The following is a 17,568-nucleotide window of genomic DNA, read 5'->3' as shown; positions in this document are numbered from 1 at the left end:
CGTGGCGGCGCGACGGCTGATGGCAATTTTCTCCATGCTCAGGGAGGAAGCAAGGCTGGCGGACATCCCGCTGCGCAGACTGCTGTGGCAGACCGCGCGGTTCTGCCTGAAGACCGGACTGGGGCCGCGGTATTTTGTGGTGGCCGGCATGGCCAGAAAGGAGTTTGCGGAAGCAGACAAGTGGCAGCATATTTCAGCGCGGCAATACTACCGTGCACTGGACCGGCTGAATCCCCCGCTTTACCGGAAGCTGACCCAGAACAAGCTGGCTGAGAAGGCCCTGTATCAGCTACTCCAGATTCCCAGCGCCAGGCTGCTGGCTTACTTCAGTCCTCGTCGGGGGTTGGATCAAATGGGTGGCAGCCTGGCCGATGCCCGGCAACTGCAACAAATGCTGGGTCAGCTGGCCGGCCAGACCATTTGCCTGAAGCCGGTGGAAGGCTGGGGAGGGACCGGTGTAATGATCGGAAAGGCCTCAATGACAGAAGGCACGCCGGTCTTTTGCCCGCTGCATTCGGCCCAGAGCCTCACTGCCGAAGATCTTGTTGCCTCTTTCAGTGTGGCTGGCAAGTTGCCGGAATTCGTGATCGAGGAATACCTGCAACAGTCAGAGGAGTTTGCAGCGTTCAATCCGGCCAGCGTCAATACCCTGCGAATCTGGGTGCTTGAATTCGAACCTGGCAGGACGGAGGTGATAGGTGCCTATCTGCGTGTGGGCAGGGCCGGATCAGCGATCGATAACGCCTCTGCCGGCGGCATCATGTGTCCAGTCGATATCGATACGGGTATGTTGCAGACGGGACTGACCAAGCATACTCCCCACCGCCAGGGTATTGTTCGCCACCCTGATCATCAGGCGAAACTGGCGGGCCAGACCTTGAGCCAATGGCCTGAAATTGTCCGTCTTTCCTGTGACGTGCTGTCAAAACTCCCACAGACGCGCTTTGCTGGGCTGGATATCACCATGACGCCGGCCGGGCCGGTGGTTGTGGAGGCCAATGTGGCGCCGGACAAGGATGGGGCGGCCCATGCGAATATTGCTTCCCGAAGAATTTTATCTGCTGTGAGTCGGCTGCATGGATAGGGTTGTTATTTGGTGCACTAAGCAAGGATCTTGTCAGTGGTGGAGACGCAGGCCAAGGCGATGGATTAGCTGCAGAATGCAAAAGTACTTATGTTTGTCGTCGCTGCAGCACTGCTCAAGGCAGAAGGCGAGGGATCACCTGTGATATGTTCGGAGCAGTCTCGCTATAGAGGCTGCTGAGGTTGATCATAGGGGCTCATGCCAATACGCATTCGAAGTTCGGCGGCGGGTATTCTGATACTGTTGTCATAATATTGACCATTCCGAGGAACTAGTAAATGAAAATGGACAGCCTCCAGTATGTGAAACGTGTCGTCAAGGCGACCAATAATCTGATGAAAGACCCGCTGCCCAGGAACAAAAGCATTTCCATTTCTGCATTGCTGCTACAGGGTGCCGATGTCCGTATCGCCTTCCGCGCAATGGATGAAGAATTCACCTACGTGGTGAGTTTTCCAAATACCCTAGCAGAAAAGCTTGGAAGCCTTTCTAGAGACGTCTTCAATTACCTATTTACGGCCGTCGCTATTACGTTTGTCCCTTCCTTCTTCAAGATGTCGGACTTTGAAAGTGTGAAGATTGAAACGAGTCCGCTTGATTCGGATACGATTGAGTTTTTTGAGATTTTTCTATTGAAGGGGCTCGCTGAATTTCGCTTTCTGCAGGGCCTCAATCCGTCCAGACGAGTACGCGTAATCGCGGAAAGTGGTAATGCTCCTGTTGAACTTCCCACAGCTCGGGTTTCCGATAAGCTTATTATGCTGAATGGTGGTGGTAAAGACACTATCGTGGCTGCAGAGTTGCTCTTGGCGTGTCAACAACCCTTTACCTGGGTGTCGGTAAACCCTGACGATACGAAACGCAAGGTCATAGAGGTATCTGGGAATTTGGATGCACTTGAATTGTCATTCAAGGCGGACCTCCGAATGCATAGGCTCTCTCGTTATCAATGGGGACATGTTCCATTTGCTGGAATTTGTGCTGCGCTTGGCGCTGTTGTCGCCATACTCACAGGGTCTCGCTATGTGGCGAGTGGCAATGAAGCGTCGGCCAACTTTGGTAACGTACTATTTAGGGGCGAGCCTGTAAATCATCAATATTCTAAATCCTTTGAATTCGAAAAGGGTTTCGCCGAATTTATCAAACGCTGTATATGTAGTGACTTGGAGGTGTTTAGTATTCTCAGGCCCTTCCACGATGTTCAACTGGCGATGCTTTTCTCCAATATGACTAAATATCATTCACATTTTATTTCATGTAATCGGAAGATAAAACAAGGTGTTTGGTGCAAGGAATGTCCAAAATGTGCCTTTACCGCGCTAGCCCTATATCCGTTTGTCAAGAAGGAAGGTATCGTTACCATCTTTGGAGAGGACATCCTGCGAACTCCTGTTATTCAGGCACACATATTGAAACTTGTCTCAGGTGGAATTAAACCTTGGGAGTGTGTTGGAACCCTGGAGGAGTCCAGGCTGGCGCTATCGTTGGTTCTGCAGGCATACCCTGATTTCCCGTTTGTAAACAGCAAAATTTCGTCCGGAGTAAAAAAGGCATTGTCGGTCTTTGATGTGGAAGAGGTCGAAAGGCGTATCCTTTATGGAATAAATGACGAACATATAATTCCAGAGCTGTTGGTCGGCAAGATTGATAGTGCGCTTGGAGAATCGATAGCGCTGAGGTAATTGACCGCCGCATTGCAGACGATAGCTTCGGCGAGCGAGAGAAACGATGCTTGACAAATTGTGTGAGAAGTTTCGCCTATATCTCGATCTGTCGAGAATGGAAGCGGCGCGAGGTCCAAAGACTATTCCCCGGGTATTCCTGGACCTGTTGCTGTGCCGATTTTTACTGAATGTTGGTCCCGAGAACTATATGTTGTTTTCGTTTCGCGACAAAAGCTACGCGGAACGATCAAAGTTCATGCTTAATCCGAGTATGCACCGACTGCAAGAATCCGTTAATCCTCCTGAATATCGGTCACTCGCTTATGACAAATTGGAATTCTATGACTACTGTTGTGCGAATCGTATTGATACCCCTCCGGTGCTCGCCACAATTGACCCGGAATCGCTCGGTACAGGGAAGGTGGCGATGCTTAACACCAAGCAGGGAGTTATCAGTTTTCTCGCTGAGAGGGAAGGTGAGAATCTTGTCATTAAATCAGTCAATGGGGCACACGGCGCAGGGCTATATGCAATAAGCATTAAGGCTGGAATGGTGTGCGACATGGCTGATAATTCAAGGTTGTCGATTGAAAATTTTGCTTCCAAAATTTTATCTGATGGGACTCGTTACCTCGTCCAACCCCGTTTGCGCTCACACGATGCGTTCGACGTTCTAGTCAAGGACAATGCGTTGACTACCATGAGAATTGTCACATACGTTAATTCCTTAGGCGATGTGATAGTTCCATATGCGCTTCTCAAAATACCCGTAGGAGATAATGTGAGTGACAACTTTGGATTGGGGAATTTAGCATGCGGAATTGATCTCGAAACCGGTAGGCTGAGCAATGCTTTCAGGTGGGATAAAAATTCTCAATCTATAGAGGAGTTTGATTCTCACCCGGTGACTGGAGAAAAGTTTAGTGAGTTCTATGTGCCAGAATGGGGTCTCATTCTCAATAGCACGCAATTGGCTGCAGAGAAATTTCTGCCTCTGAGAACATTAGGTTGGGACGTTGCATTAACAAATGAGAATATGTACTTCCTTGAAACGAACTGCACCTACGAGGTAAACGCCTACCAGATTGTCAATAAAAAGGGATTCCGACCAGAGGCTCTAGCGTTGTTTAATGATAATGGTGTCGGTCGACTTTAATGCAGTTGTATATGGAGTGTCGAGGAATCACTTCGTATCAACGGGTCTTTCGCGCAGGGCATCTTCTGATGGAGCTTCTCGCCCTTGCATAGGTTTGCTTTCTAATTCGTCGGGGGGAAAATATTGCTCGAATGGTAATCAGGCGACCCCCTAAGCGATCCTGTAGTTTAAAAGCGTTAATCAGGAGCATAGCGAAGATGCAAGCCCGAGTTAACTGTGCCGTCGTGCTCTAGTAGCGCATCGCGAAAGACACCTACGAGCATGCCGCGGTCATTTGCGACCTGAATGGGACGACATCGGGGCTGAGTGTTAATTTCTACAATCACGGGGCCTTCATCAGTCACGGCGATGTCCCACCCAATACAGGGAATGAACGAAAATTTAACCGCGGCCGATTTCACCATGTCAACAATAACAGGCCATCCCGGGATCTGCTTTCCAGATATTTCGATGCCGGTCGTCGGGTGTGCAGTCATGCGTGCGGGGGTTCCGGAATCGATGCTTACTACATCCCCTAGGGTACCTGTTTCCATATCTACCGATATCACAACTCCTCCCCCAGAAACGTTGTCGGTTGGTCCTCTGCCGTTGCCCATGCGAAGGCATATACCAATCAAGCTTGGCGTGTCCTTGGTGTAGGTCATTATGCGTAGTGTCGAACAAACATCGGGGACGATCTCAGCGAGTAACGCATGAGGCCGCAACCGTTTCTGTATCATAAAACGTCTAATTTGGCCATTTGACTGCACGTGATGAAGAATCTCATCCAGATCGATGGTGCCATTCCCGGGGAGTCGTTGCCACGCGTTCCTGCCAGAGATCTTCTGTCCAAGTGACAGTGCACCTTCTCCATACTTGCCGCCTCCGGGCTTCAAGAAAATGTTCTGGCTCTCGGGTTCCATTAGGTAGTCCACGAGGGCTTCTATACTTTTCATTTCTCTTGCGTACATAGGCTCTTGTGTCGTGGAAGTGACACCAATGAGCTCCGGCACGGGTACGTTTAGCGCTTTTGCCAGCAAATGGAAAAGTATCTTGTCGCGGGCGAGAATGTCGTAACGTGGCGGGTTGATTGTATTGAAATACCTGGAAACCTGATAAAAGCCTAGAAATCTACATTTTTCAGAGAATGATAGATCTGGGCGGTACAATCCATGGTTGTAATAGTCCTCGCCATTTATTCCACTGATCACGAGCAAACGCGCTTGCTCTACAACTCGTCGTGAGAGGGGCGGTATTTCTGGCGAGTTAAAATGTCGGTGCAATCTAAAATCTGAGCCCAGTTGCAGGCCGTAACCTATCCAGCGACGGAGTTTTCTTGCGAACAACATACGGTTCCTAAATTATCCAGCCCCATTTATGGGCTTCTCCGGTTGTGACCGGCAGTTGTGGTAATCGCCGCGGGTCGGTATCAGTCCGAGGGACCTGCCCAAAAGTATATCAAAATCTCAACGTTTACTAGTACTGTACTTGTACTGACGAGACTGATTAGCTGAATGGCCAGTGATATTGCGTGGGTCAGGCAACGGCAAGTCGGCGATGCGGGACTCTCCTGGTCTTTTGTGTGAAACTTTAGCCGCTATGCTGACTATATGCGGCAGGTGGTTAGGCGATTTTGCTCCTCGGTTCTTAATTTCTACATGGAGGACACCTTTGTGTGCGTCATTCGTGTAAATCCGGACTATTCCGTGTTTCCTTCCCCAAGAACGTCTTCTGGTTCAGCATGCGAAAGCTATTTGGCAAGCTGCTGAGAAAAATGTCAGTGGTATTCGGACATAAGGCTATAATCCCCTAGCATAGTCCGAAAGGAGAACAAACAGCATGCAGGAAAGCGCCTGCCAGTCAGCCATCGCTACCGGCCTGAACCGAGATCAGATTATAGAGAGACAATATGCTGGATTCTGCACAGAAATAGGCGTACAGCCTTCCAGACCAGATCTGGTTGCTGGCAGATCACCCGAACGGATTGTTACCCATCAGTTATTGCGGCAAAAATTACTGTCGGATCCCGCTATGGCCGCTCTGTTGCCTAGCGCACAGTGTTTCATTGCGCTAGGGCGGGAAGGCGATATGCCTTTCCGGCTCAAATCTCCCGATCTCCTGCTCATACCGCCTACGCTTTTAAGTAGTGTCCCCGCCATTGCGGCAGTGACACGCTGGGGCCTGGAGGCAGCCTCGGTCGTGCAGCGAGGAGAGCTGAGCTATTCAAAGCTCCTGGGCGTCCTCAGACACGGCTCCAGCTTGCTCAAGATGCTGACCATCAGCGATCGGGCCCTGGTTTTGAATGGGATGCCTGAGGACATATCGCGGGAAATGATTGGATCCAGGATGATGAAGCCTTCCTCGACGCTCATGTCGTGGCTGGTCGATATGGTGGGTATAAAAATCTTGCCGCCGACAGAGGAGGAGTCTGAGGTCGTTGACTCAGCGCTGAGCCTGCCAATTGAACATTTATTGTCCTCCAATGGCGATTCGAGACTTGTGATTGACGGCCGTACAGGCAAAAACCGTTATGGCACTACAGTGCGCCCGCGTCCCGAGGCAGTGCATTTTTCTTCATCGACGGCGTCTTCAATCTCCGACCATGGATTTATGGTCTGTGATGTACTGCGGCGGGATTTGGCACTACAGGTTCTGGAGAAACATGACAGTAACCACGGCGTCAGACGGGCCCTCTCCGATGCCGTCGTAGCCACGCTCCGCGAGCTGTGCGGGTTGGCCGATGAGGAAGCCGATGGCGTTATTGCACCATCCGGGACGGATACAGAGGTACTCTCTGTTCTGCTGGCTCTTGCAGCAGGAAAGGATACGCCTTTGGTGAACGTGCTGGTCTCACCGGAAGAGACGGGCCGGGGCGTAAAGCTCGCTGCCTCCGGTTGCTATTTCGACGATCAGAGTTCGACCGGCGTGGAGATTGGCAAGGGCCAGACGATTTGGTCTGAAGTTCAGGTCAGCGTCCTGAACGTGGGGTTACGGGATGCCGCAGGCGCGGTCCTGCATTTGGCAGACGTTGACAGGGAATTTGAAACGCTGGGCATGGCTGCGTTGGAACAAGGCAGCAGGGTGCTGGCCCATGTGTTGCTTGGATCGAAGACCGGTCTGAGCGGTCCTTCACTGACAGTCGTGGACAAGCTTGTGGCTTTGGCGCCAGATCGTGTAGACGTGGTAGTGGATGCCTGTCAGATGCGGATCGACTTTCACGAGCTGGGCGCTCTGGTGCGCCGTGGCTGGATGGTGCAGTTATCCGGTTCCAAGGCGCTCACCGGACCGGCATTCTCTGGTGCGATTCTGGTCCCGTTATCAATGCGGGAAAGAATCGACGGTGTCAAAGCCCTGATGCAGCCCGGCGCGGGATATTCGGAGGACTGGTCGAGGTGGTGGTCGGCGCAGATGACCCTACCCAGAGTGACCCCCAGTTTGGTGCGCCGATCCGTTGGCTGCCGGCACTGATTGAAGCGGAGTTGGCGCGGAATGTGTCCGAGGAACAATCTCTCGCGGCATTCCATCGCTTTCGGGATGAAGTCGAAAAGCGGCTGCAGGGTAGTGAGTACTTGCAATTGCTTGAGCCGTACAATAATGGGCGGCATGAATGGGAGAATTCCCATCCGCTCAGGGACTCTATCGTGTCGTTTGAAGTGTTTGCACGGCGGTGGGATGGCTCAGTCACGCCGATGGGAGCGCAAAGCTGTCGAAGGATCTTCGAACTGCTTAACGAGGATGTCCGTGACCTCTTTCCCGCTGTCTCACTTGCGCAGCAGTCCATGCTGAGCCAGGAATTTCACATAGGGCAGCCGGCTGAGTTGGGGTCTGCGGAGGCACGGCGGGCCATTCTTCGACTGGTTATTGGCGTGCGATTTTTCAATATCGTCGCCTATGCCGGAGCTGGCGCTACTGCGGCGGCACTGGAATCGGAAATATCCGACCTGATACGTGCAATCGACAAGCTTGAATTTTTGGCGGAGAACTGGTGGAGAATTGATAATGCCGTCACATGAAGAGGGGCTCGATCCAGATAACTGGCAGAGCTTCGCGAAAGCTGTACATGACCTGCTCGATGAATGCATCCACAGGTTGCAGTGTGTGGAGGATTACCCCTGGAGGCCGGTGCCTGAAGACATTCATCAACGCTACCTGATCGGCGAATCGCCACTGGACATGAACGAACTTGTAGCCGCTCTCAAGACCGATGTGATGCCCTACGCGACCGGGAATACCCACCCGCGTTTTTTCGGGTGGGTGCATGGAACCGGTCTGGCTACCGGTCTTCTGACTGAAATGGCCAGTGCCGCCATGAACAGCAACTGTGGCGGCCGGGATCATGGCATGACGTACATGGAGCGGGAGGTCATCGACTGGACCAAGTCCGCAATGGGGTTTCCGGCTGGCGCGAGTGGTGTTCTGGTGGCAGGAACATCTCAGGCCACAGTCATTGCGCTGGCGGCGGCTCGGGTCAGGGCACTTGGTCCCGAGGTCAGGGTTTCAGGTCAAGCGGGGCAGTGGCTCACGGCCTATACGGGTCCCGGTACGCACAGTGCCATTCGCAAGGCGGTTGAGTTGCTCGGGATAGGCAGCGAAAATCTGCGGATCATACCCGAGAACGAGCGGGGGATGGATCCTCATCTGCTGCGAAAGGAAATCGCAAGGGACCGCGCAGCCGGTGCCATGCCCTTTGCGATTATAGCTACTGCGGGCTCGGTAGATCTGGGTAAATTTGATGATCTGAAAGAACTCGCTTCGGTCGCTGCTGAAGAGGACGTCTGGTTGCATGTTGATGGCGCCTTCGGAGCCTGGACAAGGCTTGCGGAAGAGCCCTGGCGAGGACTTTCTGACGGCATCGAATTGGCGGATTCGCTGGCCTGTGACTTTCACAAGTGGATGTTCGTGCAATATGACTGCGGACTGGTACTTATTCGTGATGAACACGAGCACCGACAGGCCTTTTCCATGCGCCCCTCTTATCTGACCAGTTACGACCAGGGTCTTGCGGGCGGCGAACCGTGGTATTGTGACTATGGTATAGATCTGTCCCGAGGTAATCGGGCGCTAAAGGTCTGGGCCGCCCTGCGAAGCTATGGCCCCCAGAAATTAGGCCAGGCGATCACGCGCTGCTGTCAGCTGGCGCAGTATATGGCTGAATTGATCGCGGAGGACGGAGCAATGCAACTGCAGGCGCCCGTCGTCTCGAGCCTGTGCGTCTTTACTGCAGACGGCAGGCTGGGCGGAGCAGAACAGAGTGAGATGAATGTTGCAATCGCCCAACGGTTACAGATCGAGGGGGCTGCAGTGTTTTCGACGACCAATATCAACAATGTTACGTATTTGCGGGCAGCGATAACAAATCATCGGACCAGAAGAGCCGATGTAGCCCGTGCTTTGCATGCAGTCGTGGCCGCTCGGGATAGGCAGCTATGAATTGCCAAATTAATTGGACCGACAATGACTTTTCTATGGGTCTTCCCCTATTCGGGTGGATCCATAGCCATTTCCCCGCTCTCCCCCTAAAATACCAGGCTCTAAATTGTCGGAATTGGCCTGGTTAGTCAATGGATGAATTGTCACTCTACGAACGCATTCTTGGGCTTCGTGATCCTTGGGCTGTTGAGCATGTCGAGCTGTCCGAGGACGAGGTGGTTCATGTGTATATCGAGTACGATCGGGATACTGAAATCCTCTGTCCTGCGTGTGGTTCGGCATGTCCCCGTTACGACACCCGCGATAAGAGTTGGCGACATCTGGACACTTGTCAGTTCCAGACCATTGTCCATGGCGCTGTGCCCAGGGCTCAATGCCATGAGCATGGCGTCTTACAGGTCGATGTTCCTTGGGCAGAAAGGAATTCCCGATTTACGCTTCTGTTTGAAGCGATGGCGATCAAATGGCTCAAAGAAGCCAGTATCAATGCAGTGAGCCGTCGCTTAGGACTCAGCTGGAATGCCATCGACGGAATCATGCGCCGTGCGGTAGAGCGTGGTCTGTCTGCCCGCCAATCGGTGGATTACCACCATATTGCTGTTGATGAAATTAGCAGCAAGAAGGGACACAGGTATTTAACCATTATCTCCAATGATTCAGGTCAGGTAGTTGATATCCGGGATGATCGCACTAAAGGCAGTCTCGGTGACTTCTATAAAAGCCTGTCGGAGTGGGATCTAAAATCAATTGAAACCGTCAGCATGGATATGTCGCCGGCGTACCTTTCGGCCACCAAAGAGCACTTGAGTGATTGGGATCAAAAAATCTGCTTTGATAAATTTCATGTGGCTATGGACCTAAACAAAGCCGTTGATGCCATCAGGAAGCAGGAGATGCGATGCGTCCCAACCGATTATAAAAAGCCTTTACATCTATCTCGCTTTAGTTGGTTGCGCTCCGAGGCCAGTTTAAAACGCCACCACCGAGACACCATTAGTGCGCTTTCTAAAGTGGCAAAGAAAACAGCTCGAGCATGGGCAATTAGGCAGTACGCGATGCAGTTATGGAATTACTCGAGTCGGGGCTGGGCTCAGAGAGCTTGGAGCCGTTGGTATAGCTGGGCAGCCAGATGCCGGCTGGGTCCGATTAAAACAGTAGCCGCCAGCATTAAAAAGAACCTTTGGGGCATCATTAATGCCATTGTTCATGGAAAAAGCAATGCTGGAGCAGAAAGTATCAACAGCAGAATCAAGCTGCTAAAGGTTCGCGCGCGAGGGTTTAGAAATAAAGAGCGCTTTAAGACAGCGATCCTGTTTCATTTGGGAGGCTTACGCCTATTGCCCGCCCACCTGAATTAGGGAAGACCCCTTTCTATACAGTATTGTATTCTTTGACAGGAAATCATTTTCACCAACCATGACAAGTATAGAGTTCACCGCCCGTTGCCAGCCTGATGGAAGAGATCTATGTGGACGCTCATAAAACTTCTAATAAGGAGCTCAAAGTCAAGGCGGTCCGTCAGGCAGTTCATTTTGGATGAGATGCGGACGGATAGTTCGCTACCAATAATAGCTCGTCTTGGATCGTTACGACGAGGATTCCATTCCAAAACATGGAAATTGCTCAATCTGAACGACTCAAACTGCAAGGAATATTTTCCAGATCTTCAGTATGCAATCATAAGAGGAAGCCTTAACGAAAATACCGATCTGTTGGATGACAAAGTCACATTCAAATATGTGTACAGTGGCATCATTAACATACCTGAGAATTTGGCTGTGATATCCCGTGGCAAACTTATCCCGTTGGAAAAGGGCGTCGAGAAATCAATCAAGACAATCGATGACCTTATGCAGTATGTCGTTTCCTCATCGGGGTGTTTGTTAGGCCTACTCATGGCCGCGCGGGAATGGGTGCAGTAAAAATGACTTCCCACAAAGATAGAATATTTTTAAACAAAGACCAGCACTCGGTTGAAAGCGCAAAGGACGTTTTGCTCCAGCGTCCAAATAGTGTTATTAGTGAACTACAGCACCAGCATCGTCTCATTGACGAGATATTTTCCAACACACTTAATACGGTGCGCGTTCGAACCTATATTGATCCTGCAGTAGGCAAGTCATTTGTCGGATGTGCTGTTCTAAAGCTTGGAAGTGAAAAATCGTACCCAGTTGATAATTGGCATGCTGGTGGGCTGGTGAGCACCATTGACCTTGAGTCGGGTATGTTGGGTCGGGCTGCAGCCAAGACGAAATCGGATGAGTTCATTTGGTATGATTCTCACCCTGATACCGGTGTTCAGATCACAGGAAAAGTGGTTCCGTTTTGGGATGAGATTACAGAGCTTGCGAACTTGGCTACTGAGGCATATGGCGGCACGACGAGTGTTGGTTGGGACATTGCAATAACGCCTAACGGCCCGGTTTTTATTGAGGGGAACAACTATCCGAATCTCTTGATGTTGCAGCTAGGAGGAGGCCTGCTTTCGAATGAACGGATTCGAAAATATTACCAGTTTCATGGTTTTTCCATATAGTATCGTTCAGGTATGCGAGGCTGGGAAAAGTGACAATTAAGCGTTTAATTCGAGACGTAAGGCTTCTTGGTTCTGGCTTTAAAAGAGAAGAGATAGAAACCTATTCGCTGAATCATGATGACATTTTTCCACATGCACATCAGTTTTTGAGCCACGTAGTAAACAAGAGCATTGTACGTCCCAAGATCAATGCATTTAGACAATCTTGCCTACTTGAAGACAAGCTTGCTCTATCGGCGTTATTATTTTCCGCCAACATTAGTTGCCCGAGAATCTGGGGATATTTTCATCCCATCTATGGATATTCCTGCTTTGGTTCAGAGCTAAAATGCGCCAGGGATTTGAAAGAACTCATCCTGAAAGCCTCCATGGATCGTGTTGTTTTAAAACCAAGAGGCGGACGGCTAGGCAGAAATATTTATGTGATTGACCGTCTACTGGAAGGGGAAAGGGGAGAGTGTTATAGAGTCAATGGCACTGAAGTTGATCTCGTTGAATTTATCGAGTCATTGACGATAACGCCATACGGTGATTACACGGATGCCTATGACGGGTGGATCGTGCAGGAATACGTCCAGCAAGAAGAGTCCCTTTCAGAGTTAAATCCATCAAGCTTGAATACGATTAGAGTTATCACATTCAGAGGTCACAATGATGAAATTTTTATAGTTGGCGCTGCGCTGCGGGTGGGGCGTTTAGGTTCGTATATTGACAATATGGATAAAGGTGGGGTCGCAGTCTCGATTGATTCGCACTCTGGCCAGTGTGGGGTCGGCAAATTCAAAGCGCAATATGGGTCGGAGGTATTAACCAGCCACCCTGACAGCGGCATTTTATTTTCCGGCCTGTCAGTGCCGGAATGGGCTGAAGTTTGTCGCATTTGCGTACGCGCTGCGAGCTTGGTGCCTACTGTAAGATCCATCGGCTGGGACGTGGGATGTACACCTAGTGGTCCCACTATAATTGAAGCCAACTCGGAATGGGGTTTGATCAGTATACAACGTCATATCGGAACAGGGCTCTTGTCGGGAGTTTACGGGGAGGAGTTAAGGCGACTTGGAATTTGCCTCCCAGAAGCGTTAGATACTTTCCCGGTCGCTTTGTTAAAGTACATTTTTCACAAACTGCACGCTGTGGTAGTCCGTTAGGCTGGCGGCCGGTTTCGCTGATGCGCCGGACCTTAAGTTATTTCCTGGCACCGATTACGGATTGCCTGTACCGCGCGTTGAGTGGCTTTTGAGAGAACGGACTCATCCGCTTCAGAAAATTGGGCGAGTACCAGCTCAATTGGCCGACGCTCATCACCGGCAGACCTTCCACCGACTCTTACTCTGTCGAATTGCTCCGTTCCCAGAGATGCCATTATTGAACGCACCCCATTGTGGCTGCTATGTCCCCTTTTCCGTTGGACCTTTGCCTCCCCTAAACGCAAGTCCATATCATCATGGACAACGATACACTGACGGAAGCCCTGCTTGTGCCCGTCGATCAGTTTCCGGACTGCCCGCCCGCTCTGGTTGATTGCGCAATCTGGCTTGAAGACAAGCACGGCGGCGCCGCGGACATCAATACTACAAGTCTGACCCTCCGGCCGGGTTTCCCAAGTGCCGTCAAAAGTGCTGGCCAGCTGTTCCACCACCGTATAGCCGAGATTATGGGGAGTATTGATGTATTTGGCTCCAGAATTACCCAGCCCGACAATCAGCGTGGGCAGGTTGGATTCCGGGTGCCATGCTATGGGTGCCGCACCACCGACTACGCCGGCTGGGGATTGACTTACGTCTGCAGGGGAAGTTAGATAGAGCTGTGAGCAGTCATTGCAGAAACTTGTCAATCGGCAGCTTTGTCGCCAACAGGAAATCGGTGTAATACGGTTCAGGACAATCCGTACCAGATGGTCCTGGGTATTGGTGCCCTTGAGCAGCACCAGGTCGCCCTGCTGGAGGATGGTATTCAGAAAGAGCACTGCCTGCTGAAGGGTGACAAAGGCCTGTATCGATTCATCCTCGTGGCCGGTTCTGGCCTTCAGTGCTTTTGACGAATCGGGTCCCACGAACACCGCAAAATCAGCGAATTCCCTTATTTGTCGCGCAACTTTCGGATACCTTTTTGAAGGGGATTCGCTGGAATCCGATATGGTTCCCATTATCACGATCTTGCGCGCCGCTGTGGCGTCCGTCATAAAATCAAACGGCGCCCCGATGGACCAATGCGGCGCCTTCCAGTCGTCGCGTACAAAAGTGACACCAGCATTGTCGGTTATGATCTCCATACGGCCTTCCGTGGGCTCCACCTTGCCAATGATCTCAATGACTTTTGGCAGAGAAAGACCGGCAGCGAGGCCCACACCTAGTGTAGCCAGCACTGACAATGCAAGGTGTTCGCCATGCAGGCCTGTTGGAATCTGGAACACCTGATCCTGATATTGAACAGTCAGCGTCAGTGGCTGCGGCCAGCGGGAATGCACATCCAGCAAGCGCAGAGCGGCGTTGGCGTCCCGACCAATCCAGATCACATGCCGCCTGCACTGCTCGCCCATCTTTCGTACCAGCGGATCATCAATATTGAGCACGGCAACACCGTTGCGTGGCAGCCGTGCTACAAGTTTGCTCTTTTCCTCCGCTATTGCTTCCACGCTTTTGAACGCGCTGTAGTGATCACGTCCCACTATCGTCACCACCGCAATGTTAGGGCGGCTAATCTGTATCAGTAAATCTAGGTGGCCAGGTTTGGTTCCCGACAATTCCAATACTGAATATCTTGTCTTCGGGCGAAATTTCAGCACTGTGCGGGCAACAGCTGGGCGACGATTCATGGATTTTGGTGTATTAACGCAAGGGCCGAATTCGCCAAGTACGATACTGCACAAATCTTTGGTGGTTGTTTTTCCAGCGCTGCCGGTAATACCTATGACAGTGATTTGCGGATTCAATCTTCGATAGATCCAAGCGCCGGAATAAATGAACAATCGTGCTATGATGTCCATGACAAGCCGACGCTTGCGCCCAAGTGTATTCATCTGGAAATACGGGAATAGGTTGGTTTCAGGTCTCATTGAGGTCGTAGTCCAAAACGGACTTTACGGGAAGTCCAATATTGTCAGGGGTACCGCTTCCTCACTCGTATTACGGACAATGTCCAGCTGCGGTATTTAGATCGGGAATTAAAATCGGACTTCCAGTCTTGGCCAGTGGCTTGGTCTCGCTGCCTCCTTACTATGAAAGAAATGTTCATTTCCGCTTTTCCGCCGCAGCATGACCCCATTATTGGTGTCACCAGCCAACCAGGCATTAACCAGCTCGGTAAGGTCGATCTCCACCTTTTGCGAGGCACCGGTATCGCGCAGCCAGACCGATTCATAGGCGTTGCTGCCGTGCAGATTGCCTTGTTTGTCCAGCCAGTCGCCCAGTTCGCGCTGCCATCGACGTCTGTTGTCCTGGTCAGAGTATTCCCGGGTGGCACTGCGTTCATGCCAGTCTTCGGCAACCCGGTACAGATCGACTGTCATTTGACCAAACTGTTTTATCGGTGTCAGTACCAGTGTGGCCGAACGCACCCGTTGTCTCTCCAGCAACTCGACGGGGAATTTCAGCAGCAGGCTGCGGTTGGCGGATACCGCCAGCTGGCGGCTGCGTCCCAGCGTTTTGAAGGTGGACCTGGCCAGATAGGTATCCGAATCGGGATACAGCGTGGCCGAGTTACGGTTGCGGCCGTCGTCGGGTATGCTCACTACCAAAGGTTCGGAGGGGCGGGACAGGTAACCTTTGCTGTTCACGGCCTGTACCCGGTACTCCAGTCGCATGCCCGGCAGCAGGTTGTGCACGGTAAGCCGGGGCTGTGTGACCTCGTCCTTGAACTCGCCATTCACCTGTACCCTGTACGCGACAATGTCTTCCTTCTCCGGTGCTTCTTCCCACTGCAGCCTCAGGTATTCGGTGCCCTGTTCTGCAATGGCAAGCGCCCTGGGCGCACTCAGCCGCGCATCGGTCACCCTCTGCTGGGTAATCGGCTCGCCGTTAACCAGCAGTTCAACCCTGCGGGTGGCCTTGCCGCCGTGGCCCTCACAGTCCAGTTGCAGTACGCCGGACTCACTGAACGGGCCGATGACAATGCGGTTGCCCAGTGCCCTGCCACCCTCCCACAGGCCACTGGCGCGGCAGCTGTGGGCATTTTCGCTGGTCCATTCCACCGTTACTGCTTCTTCGTCAGTGGGCTGCTCCGGGCTGACTTCGAGCCGCAGTGAAGGAGGAATCTCGGTGACCGAATCGATCCCGCCCACCGGTTGGTCCAGTGCAATTACCATCTGGTCGAGATAGACATGGGAGGTGCTGCAGTTGCCGTCCATGCCGCCCTTGTAGATGTTGAACCAGGCGAGCCGGTTGTGCAGGAAGTCGTGGCCTTCGTTGCGGAACACCATATTGGTCTTTTCATAGCTGAGTTGGCCATCGATCCAGCCCCGGATCACCCCGTCGGCCTTGCCGGGAGTGTTCATCTCCACCTGCATCTCTATCTGGTACCACTGGCCGCGCTCCAGCACGCCGCCATCGCCCTTACCGCAGAACAGGTTCCCGGCTCTGGTGTCACAGGTTCCATTGCGTGACTGATTCCAGTCATCTTCGTCCCAGTGGCCAACACTGCCGGTACTGCCGCCCTGCAGCGGGTAATACAGATAGGAGCCCAGCCGCATCGCGGCCCGCGGTTTGGTGGCGCAGGCCTCGCCGTCGTTGCTGTCACAGTTGCGGTAGTTCAGCCGCATCGACCAGCAGTTGATGCCGTCGCCAGAGGCGCCGCCATTGCCACACTGGCCGCCGGGGTCGGCCCAGGTGCGCACGTCCGCCAGGCCCGGGAATTTGCCGCCGGCGCCGGAAATATCGCCGTTGTCCTTGCACATGTTTACGTCCCAGTCATCGCTGAGCTTCATGTAGTAGCGCATGAACAGCTTTTCGGGGCCAGGTTGGCATTGGCCAGCGGCCAGTAGGCGCTGAGGGCCCAGGTCTTGCCTTCCTCCATTTTCACTCGCAGGCAGTTGCCGGAGAGACAGTTCTTGTCAGTGACCTGCGTGTACCTGGCAGAGTTGCTGGTCATCGGCCGCGGGTCGTCGACGATGGGGTCCCGCAGCCAGTTGCCGGTCTGCCACCAGCTGTGCTTTTCCCAGGGCTCACAGAACACGATGTCGTCACGGTTGCGAAGCATCGCCTCTGAGGAGCAGTCGCCCAGCCGCATTCTGGGCTGCTGCGATGGCAGGCCGAGGGTCAGTGGGCGTGACAGCTCGCTGCTGAAGCCGGCGGAATCGAAAGCCTGTACCTGTACCTCCAACCGGGTGCCGGGTGCATAGGCCATGGTCTTGAATTCGGTCCCCGCCTGTTCCGCTACCTGCTCGCCATCGACGAAAACCCGGTAGCCGGCCACTCCAAAATTGTCCTCGCCGGCCTTCCAGGTCACGGACAGTGCGCCGGGGTAGGGGTGGGTCACGGCCAGACCGGTCGGTGCCGTAGGCGGCTCGTTGTCAGGTACTGTCGGCAGCTTGAACAGGTAGGCGTTGCGGTTGGGGTTGTTGACCAGTACGAAGCTGTCGATCGATTCGACGTAGGCAAAGCGGCCGAAGGTGCCGTGCCGCCCCTGCGGGCCGGGATCGCCGGAAAAGGCGGTGCCCTCCCAGGAGAGCTCGTCCATGTCGAAGCGGTACAGTTTGCCATTCCCGGGCCAGGCGTAGAAGTGC

13 protein-coding genes are annotated in these 17,568 nt (G+C 52.7%); 9 read left to right on the top strand and 4 right to left on the bottom strand.

Translation table 11 applies throughout. The annotated features are described in order from the left end of the window. Nucleotide 1: 1 nt before the first annotated feature. From G3T16_RS04220 to G3T16_RS04210, 3 genes are all read left to right on the top strand, one after another. Nucleotides 2–1,084, top strand: a complete 1,083-nt coding sequence (locus G3T16_RS04220) for a sugar-transfer associated ATP-grasp domain-containing protein (RefSeq protein WP_163493964.1) — start codon at nt 2–4, stop codon at nt 1,082–1,084. A gap of 278 nt (nt 1,085–1,362) precedes the next feature. Then, on the top strand, nt 1,363–2,766 hold the full coding sequence (locus tag G3T16_RS04215; RefSeq protein WP_163493963.1) for a hypothetical protein: 1,404 nt from the start codon (nt 1,363–1,365) through the stop codon (nt 2,764–2,766). Nucleotides 2,767–2,812: 46 nt separating this feature from the next. Then, nucleotides 2,813–3,904, top strand: coding sequence for a sugar-transfer associated ATP-grasp domain-containing protein (locus G3T16_RS04210; RefSeq protein WP_163493962.1), 1,092 nt, complete (start codon nt 2,813–2,815; stop codon nt 3,902–3,904). A gap of 176 nt (nt 3,905–4,080) precedes the next feature. On the opposite strand, the gene G3T16_RS04205 is transcribed toward G3T16_RS04210, so the two are convergent. Then, a complete protein-coding gene (locus G3T16_RS04205) occupies nt 4,081–5,232 on the bottom strand; it encodes a sugar-transfer associated ATP-grasp domain-containing protein (RefSeq protein ID WP_163493961.1) in 1,152 nt (383 codons plus the stop codon). Nucleotides 5,233–5,722: 490 nt separating this feature from the next. Between G3T16_RS04205 and G3T16_RS04200 the strand changes: the two genes are divergently transcribed. From G3T16_RS04200 to G3T16_RS04175, 6 genes are all read left to right on the top strand, one after another. Beyond that, nucleotides 5,723–7,351 carry a hypothetical protein gene (locus tag G3T16_RS04200; protein WP_163493960.1) on the top strand — a complete coding sequence of 543 codons (1,629 nt, stop codon included), beginning with the start codon at nt 5,723–5,725 and terminating at the stop codon, nt 7,349–7,351. Beyond that, entirely contained in the window at nt 7,276–7,896 is a 621-nt protein-coding gene (locus G3T16_RS04195) for a hypothetical protein (RefSeq protein WP_163493959.1), read from the top strand. The genes G3T16_RS04200 and G3T16_RS04195 overlap by 76 nt, the downstream gene beginning before the upstream one ends. Continuing rightward, nucleotides 7,883–9,313, top strand: coding sequence for a pyridoxal phosphate-dependent decarboxylase family protein (locus G3T16_RS04190; protein WP_163493958.1), 1,431 nt, complete (start codon nt 7,883–7,885; stop codon nt 9,311–9,313). The genes G3T16_RS04195 and G3T16_RS04190 overlap by 14 nt, the downstream gene beginning before the upstream one ends. A gap of 131 nt (nt 9,314–9,444) precedes the next feature. Beyond that, on the top strand, nt 9,445–10,671 hold the full coding sequence (locus G3T16_RS04185; protein ID WP_163493957.1) for an ISL3 family transposase: 1,227 nt from the start codon (nt 9,445–9,447) through the stop codon (nt 10,669–10,671). Nucleotides 10,672–11,189: 518 nt separating this feature from the next. Next, the gene (locus G3T16_RS04180) at nt 11,190–11,849 is read left to right on the top strand and encodes a sugar-transfer associated ATP-grasp domain-containing protein (RefSeq protein WP_269473264.1); all 660 of its coding nucleotides are present in this window, start codon (nt 11,190–11,192) and stop codon (nt 11,847–11,849) included. Between the two features lie 29 nt (nt 11,850–11,878). Further along, entirely contained in the window at nt 11,879–12,997 is a 1,119-nt protein-coding gene (locus tag G3T16_RS04175) for a sugar-transfer associated ATP-grasp domain-containing protein (RefSeq protein WP_163493955.1), read from the top strand. 32 nt (nt 12,998–13,029) lie between these two features. Here G3T16_RS04175 and pth read toward each other — a convergent pair whose 3' ends face one another. The 3 genes from pth to G3T16_RS04160 all read right to left on the bottom strand — a co-directional run bounded on the left by pth (nt 13,030) and on the right by G3T16_RS04160 (nt 17,522). Next, on the bottom strand, nt 13,030–14,904 hold the full coding sequence (pth, locus tag G3T16_RS04170) for an aminoacyl-tRNA hydrolase (protein WP_163493954.1): 1,875 nt from the start codon (nt 14,902–14,904) through the stop codon (nt 13,030–13,032). Between the two features lie 108 nt (nt 14,905–15,012). Further along, complete coding sequence (locus tag G3T16_RS04165; protein ID WP_163493953.1) at nt 15,013–16,782, bottom strand: DNRLRE domain-containing protein; 1,770 nt, start codon at nt 16,780–16,782, stop codon at nt 15,013–15,015. Next, entirely contained in the window at nt 16,767–17,522 is a 756-nt protein-coding gene (locus G3T16_RS04160) for a fibronectin type III domain-containing protein (protein WP_163493952.1), read from the bottom strand. Before G3T16_RS04160 ends, G3T16_RS04165 begins: the two co-directional genes overlap by 16 nt. Between the last annotated feature and the right edge of the window lie 46 nt (nt 17,523–17,568).

The organism is Kineobactrum salinum (genome assembly GCF_010669285.1).
In the GTDB taxonomy this organism is placed as follows: Bacteria; Pseudomonadota; Gammaproteobacteria; order Pseudomonadales; family Halieaceae; genus Kineobactrum; species Kineobactrum salinum.
This window is presented reverse-complemented; position numbering and strand designations above follow the sequence as displayed.